Annotated in this window: 6 protein-coding genes; all 6 read right to left on the bottom strand. The window is 27.8% G+C overall.

The features are described from left to right. Window positions 1–1,602: type IV secretory system conjugative DNA transfer family protein (locus E6771_RS15990; protein ID WP_316092354.1), on the bottom strand; the 1,602-nt coding region annotated here is incomplete at its 3' end. An 8-nt stretch (window positions 1,603–1,610) separates the two neighbouring features. Further along, entirely contained in the window at window positions 1,611–1,817 is a 207-nt protein-coding gene (locus E6771_RS15985) for a hypothetical protein (RefSeq protein ID WP_316092353.1), read from the bottom strand. After that, on the bottom strand, window positions 1,818–2,747 hold the full coding sequence (locus tag E6771_RS15980; protein WP_316092352.1) for a type IV secretion system protein: 930 nt from the start codon (window positions 2,745–2,747) through the stop codon (window positions 1,818–1,820). A gap of 8 nt (window positions 2,748–2,755) precedes the next feature. After that, on the bottom strand, window positions 2,756–3,367 hold the full coding sequence (locus E6771_RS15975; RefSeq protein ID WP_316092351.1) for a hypothetical protein: 612 nt from the start codon (window positions 3,365–3,367) through the stop codon (window positions 2,756–2,758). Next, complete coding sequence (locus tag E6771_RS15970; RefSeq protein ID WP_316092350.1) at window positions 3,297–3,467, bottom strand: hypothetical protein; 171 nt, start codon at window positions 3,465–3,467, stop codon at window positions 3,297–3,299. The genes E6771_RS15975 and E6771_RS15970 overlap by 71 nt, the downstream gene beginning before the upstream one ends. A 772-nt stretch (window positions 3,468–4,239) precedes the next feature. Beyond that, the gene (locus E6771_RS15965; protein ID WP_316092348.1) at window positions 4,240–5,397 is read right to left on the bottom strand and encodes a replication initiation protein; all 1,158 of its coding nucleotides are present in this window, start codon (window positions 5,395–5,397) and stop codon (window positions 4,240–4,242) included. Between the last annotated feature and the right edge of the window lie 88 nt (window positions 5,398–5,485).

Genomic DNA, 5,485 nt, shown 5'->3' with positions numbered 1-5,485 from the left:
CTTCTTTACAGGACTTTTTTCTTTTATTTCTTCTTTTCTAAAAGTATCTGTAATTTGTGGAGTAGGTAAAAGTCTTTCATTATATCTTTTTTCTTTATAGTACATAAGCTTATTTCCATAAATTGGCTTCTGTCCACTTACAAAGATAATTATATTTTCAAATGGTAGAATTCTTACCTCTCCTGCTGTCATAAGTCTTCTTCCTGTTTCACTTATAGTCTTGCTTGGAAATAAATCAAATCCCTTTTTACTTACACTCACACTTAAAATAGTTTTATTATCCAAAGCTTTAGATATATCTTCTGCGTCATCTATTTCATTTGGAGTTAAATATAGTTGTATACTACAGTTTGCAAGAATAAAGTTATCTTTCCCATAGATTTTTTTAAGCTGCTTCATTGATTGTGTAATAAGAAGCATTTTTAATCCATATCCTGCTATGTATGACATAGAGCTTTCCACAAGTTCCAACTTCCCCAAGCTTGGAAATTCATCTATTAGAAATAAAATTCTGTTCTTTTTAGGTTCTGTAAAGAAATAGCTTTTCATTTTCTTCTTTAAATCTTTAAAAGGTTTCAATATTTTTTCCATAAGTGTAGATTGTTTATTATCAAATTTCATAGGCTTAGTTAATCCATATACTGCCTGTGTAATTATTAATCTTAGAAGTGGACGTGTTCTATCTATCGCTTCAGGTGGGGTTACTAAATACAATGTTGTCTTTGTATTCATAATATCTTGTACTGTAAAATCAGATTTTGATATATGTTTTCTTAAAAGAGGATCTAGGAATATCTTCATTAATCTTGTAGCTGAAGAAATTACACTTCCTCTTTCTTTATCAGGTAATGCAAAGACTGTACTAAATTCACTTGCTACATTTGGGTGCAAACTTCCTTCTTTTCCATAAATTTCTTTAAAAAGATTTTTATTTTCAATATTCCAAAGATGATTAAAAGGTTCACTTGAAGGTTCTTCTTCCTCAGGGTGTGGAAATCCCATAATATCTGCTATTCTATTAATTAAAGGCATTTCTGAATCTGTTAAGAAATCTATTACATCTCCTAAATTTGCATTTTCCTTTGCATAAATAAGATGAAATATTACTCCAGTTAAAAAGTTCATAGCAGATCCAACCCAGTGATCTGATTCTCCTTTTCCATCAGAATCTAGTAATGTTTTAACAATTACTTCTATATCCTGCATTTCTTTAGCTGTTCCCTTTTTTATAAAATCTAAAGGATTATATGAACAAGATATTCCTTCTGTATCTATAGGATTAAAATGAATAACTTTCTGTCCAAGAATATTTTTCCTATACCCAGCTGTTAGTCCCCACAATTCCCCTTTAATATCATTTATTATCATACTGTCAGTCCAATCAAGACAAGTAGGAGTAACAGTATTAATACCTTTTCCCCCTCTTGTAGGGGCTGCCATAAGAATATGCTCCACTCCAAGTGTTCTAAGTATTCTGTTTTTACTATCTTTCCCTAGAACTGCTCCAGCTTCATTGTATAAATTCATTTCTTTTATCTCTTCCAAAGTAGCCCATTCGGCACTTCCATGACTATCAAGAGTTTTCTTTTTACTTACTACCATAACTCCCATTAAAAATACTTTTTTCCCCAGATATATACTTTATATGGAGGATAAACCTTTACCTTCTGAATAGAAAATAAAGGTTTTCCTAAAGCTTGATGGTATTTTAGGGAATAAGCAAAATATTGAGTAGTGATAGAAGAAAGTAAAAAAAAGAATATAAGCATAAACTTTCCTATCTTTTTTCTTTTTAACAATTCTTTTTTATTATTCATCTATTTCCCCTTAAAGAAGTTAGCTGCCTTACTAACAGCAGTTTTCCCTTTACTATAACCAGCTTTAGCTCCATCTTTAATTGCACCTGGAGTTTTAACTGCTACTTTTCCAGCACTTATTGCCCCTTTTGCTGTTGATTTTGCACTTCTACCAGTATTTTTAATATCTTCCCATGCTTTTCCCCAAGTAAGAGAAGGTGCTCCATTAAGAATTCCTCCTGCCAGTCCTGGTGCTTTCCATGATAGGAATGTTAATCCTAATAATCCCAAAATTGTAGTAGCAGCAGTAAATACACTATCTATATTCACTGTTTTATCTAACTGTCCAAAAGTTAATTCTATTAAAAAAACTATAACCATTAATTGAACAGATTGTGAAACTAAAACCTGAAATACTTTAGCTCCTATAAATTCAGTTTTTTCAAATATTAGAAAAGGAACAAGTATTACTGATAAGTAAGCAAGTGCCATAAATTCTAGTAGTAAAACAAAAACATTTAATGCTAAAAATGCAACAATTATCAATCCCAAAACCCACAAAACAGCATATCCTAATGTTACCAAAGGACTTGAAATAGAAAATTGATTAAAAATCAAATCTAATATGTCAAATCCTCTACTAAATAAATAATTTGGATCAAATTTAGCATTTCCTGGAGCTCCAGCACCCTTCATTCCAAAGAATATGAAAGTATCTTTTACTTTACCTGCAAGTTCTGTGTAATTCACTATGAAAGAATAAAAAATCCAATATTTTACTAAAACATCAAAGATATCTGCAAATGGCATTGATGTAGGTTTTTTCCAAAGTGTAAATACAATTTGAAAGGCTACAAATGTACTTAAAAGACCTATTGCAATTGGAGTTAAATTTAATGTTGCTTTTTTAAATGCAACTTCAAATATATTTAATAAGATGTTTAAATCCATTTTTCCTCCTAAAACTTAACAGGATTTTTTACGGCTTTTGGTTTTTTCATTATTTCAATTTTGATTTGTTCATCTATTTTTTTTCTCTGAATTTCATTTTGTTGCTTAATAGCTTCTAATCTAATAAGTTCCATAGTATTTTGCTCTAAGTTATTTAGAGAAGTGGCAGAATTTAAAGCTATTTGATTTCCTGTCTGTTGTGCCTGTAAAGATCCTGATGGAGCTAATGACTGTCCCATAAGAGATTGTAATTCTTTAGCCCTTGTTATAGCTTCCTGATCTCTTGTTGCTATTTTTAACCCTTGTTTTAAAAGATTTGCATGTTCTTCTGTTATCCTTTTATCTTCTAATTGTAAATTCTCCCATGTCATATTGTTATAGTTATCTTTAAACAACTGCTTGTAATTAGTATCAAAGTTTTTTGAATCATTTATGATACTTTGAGTAGAATTTTTTATTGCTATAAGATTATCTAAATCTTGCTTTGATATTCCTAGATTTTGTGACAACATTGACCCAGCCCACTTATTTAGGTTCAGCGCATCATTTTTAACCATTTGAACCTGTTGTTGTGTCTGTTGAATAGCCTCTAAAGTCTGTCTTACATCTTCTAGTTTCATAGCTGTTTGTTGTTTTTGAACTTCCAAACGCTGCAAATGATGTTGCAGATATTCCAAGTAAAAATGCTATAGTCATAAAAACTTTAATTTTTTGTTTCATCTGTTCCTCCTTTGTTTTTTTATTATTGTTCATATACATATATCTTTTAGATTTTCTTTAATTTTTAACTTATACTATTTCTATAAATCAAAAATATTTAATCTTTCTAATATTTTAGAAATATCTTTTTATAGTTTTAGATAGTGATTAAAATTTTTTATGCACCTTTTGGTACTGAAAAGTCATTTTTCCCTTTTATTACTGTATATGTACATTTTATTTTTTACATTCTTTAAATTTAACTTTTATAAAGTATGGAAACAGGAAATTTTCCACTTATTTTTTTACAAAATTTTCCATGCACTTTTTGGTACTGAAAAAGATTGCATTTTGCACTTTTTAGTACTGCTTAATATTTCATTTTGCACTTTTTGGTACTGTTTATTCCCCCTTTTAGTACTGAAAAAGATTCTATTTTGCACCTTTTGGTACTGTTTAATAGTTTTATAAAATCCTTTATTTCTATTTTTTAGATATGCTCTAATATGTTTTAATAATTAAATTAAGTTAAAAAGATTCTTTTTAAAAAGGGAAAAAATGATTTTTTTCTTGATTTTCTTTTAAGAGATTTTTTTGAGTTTTCTAAAAAATTTAAACTAAGCAAAATACATAAAATACCCATTTTCTTAAAACTAACTTACTCAATTAGCTTTTAAATATAGCTGTCGCTTTGTAAAATTAAATTTAAGCTATCAATTTGCATTTTTTCGATACAATTTACATTTGAAATAAAAAAACTCTTAAACAAAGTTTTACAGCTTCTCAAAACTATTTAATGTTTCATATCTTTTTCATATTCCAGTAATGTTAGTTTATAAAGCATAGGATTATTCCTCTTCATTCCTTCTAAAAATCTTCTTTGAACTCCTAGCTTCTCTACTGCATAAATTAATATTTCATCTTCTATTTCTAAAACTTCATCACTACTGGTTAAAATTTGTTCATCATCTTTATTATTTTTTTCTTCCAAAACTATAGTTTCTAAATCATCTGTTTCTAGTTCTTCATTTTGATAAATAACTTTCTTGAGATATTCCAAAGTATTAAAATCCTTGTTTATAGTTTTGTAAGCATAATTAAGTCCTGCTATTAATCTTATTTCTCCAAATTCATTTAACAACATTTGAATAGTTTCTTCATTAAGTATCTTAGATTTTAATATATAGATATTTTTCTTAACTTTTTCTACTGCCTTCTCTATTTCAGAAGATATCAATAATTTTTTCTTTTCTACCCTAAATAAATAACCTTTAACCTTACTTCTTCCTCTTTCTTGAGGTTCATATTCCTTTTCAGAAGAAATTAATATATCTGTATGTTCATTTATTTCTTTTAACATTGGAATAACTACTTTTTTATCTAAATTCTCAATATATTTTGTGTATTTCTTCCCATATAAATTTCCTAGTTCTTCAACAGACATATAAAACTTCCCCTTAAACATCTCTGCTTTAGCCCTTATGTAGAACATTAAAGAATACTTACTTTTAAGATTTTCAATATTTTCTAAATCATACTTACAGAAATTCTTTTCCAAATTAGTAATTAATGGGATAAAATCTGGTGCATAACTTAGTTCAACTGTTTTATTATCCAAATCAAAGTCTAACCTTGAAAAAATATGGTAAACTACATATCTATTCTTTGTTGGATCTTTGATTAAAACCTCTCTTTTCCCTAGCTTTCTTACTAAAGTTTCAAATTCTGAATAGCTTTTTCTATCCATATTTATAAATCTCTTTATTTCTCTAGCTTCTAAAAATAGTTTATTTTCAGAAGTTCTTGAATATTCAGCTATAAATTTTAAAAGTAATTTCAGCTCTCTTAATTCAAACTCTTCAAATTTTCCATATGAAAGCTTATTTTGATGAATTACAACATCTTTTTGGTTAGTTTGTTTCATATCTAATCCTTTCTTCTTAGTTTTCATTTAGATATTTAATTTGTTTATTATATTTCTCTAAGATTATGTCCTTATCAACTATGATTGTTGTCCTTATTCCTACTCTATTTATAAG

Origin of the sequence: Fusobacterium sp., assembly GCF_032477075.1 — a bacterium.
GTDB lineage: Bacteria > Fusobacteriota > Fusobacteriia > Fusobacteriales > Fusobacteriaceae > Fusobacterium_A.
The sequence above is the reverse complement of the archived record's forward strand: the minus strand, read 5'-3'. Positions and strand labels throughout refer to the sequence as shown.

Excerpts from the sequence above, each read along its gene's own strand:
- E6771_RS15985 (WP_316092353.1), bottom strand. The coding sequence starts at position 1,817 with ATGAATAATAAAAAAGAATTGTTAAAAAGAAAAAAGATAGGAAAGTTT.
- E6771_RS15980 (WP_316092352.1), bottom strand. The coding sequence starts at position 2,747 with ATGGATTTAAACATCTTATTAAATATATTTGAAGTTGCATTTAAAAAA.
- E6771_RS15975 (WP_316092351.1), bottom strand. The coding sequence starts at position 3,367 with ATGAAACTAGAAGATGTAAGACAGACTTTAGAGGCTATTCAACAGACA.
- E6771_RS15970 (WP_316092350.1), bottom strand. The coding sequence starts at position 3,467 with ATGAAACAAAAAATTAAAGTTTTTATGACTATAGCATTTTTACTTGGA.
- E6771_RS15965 (WP_316092348.1), bottom strand. The coding sequence starts at position 5,397 with ATGAAAACTAAGAAGAAAGGATTAGATATGAAACAAACTAACCAAAAA.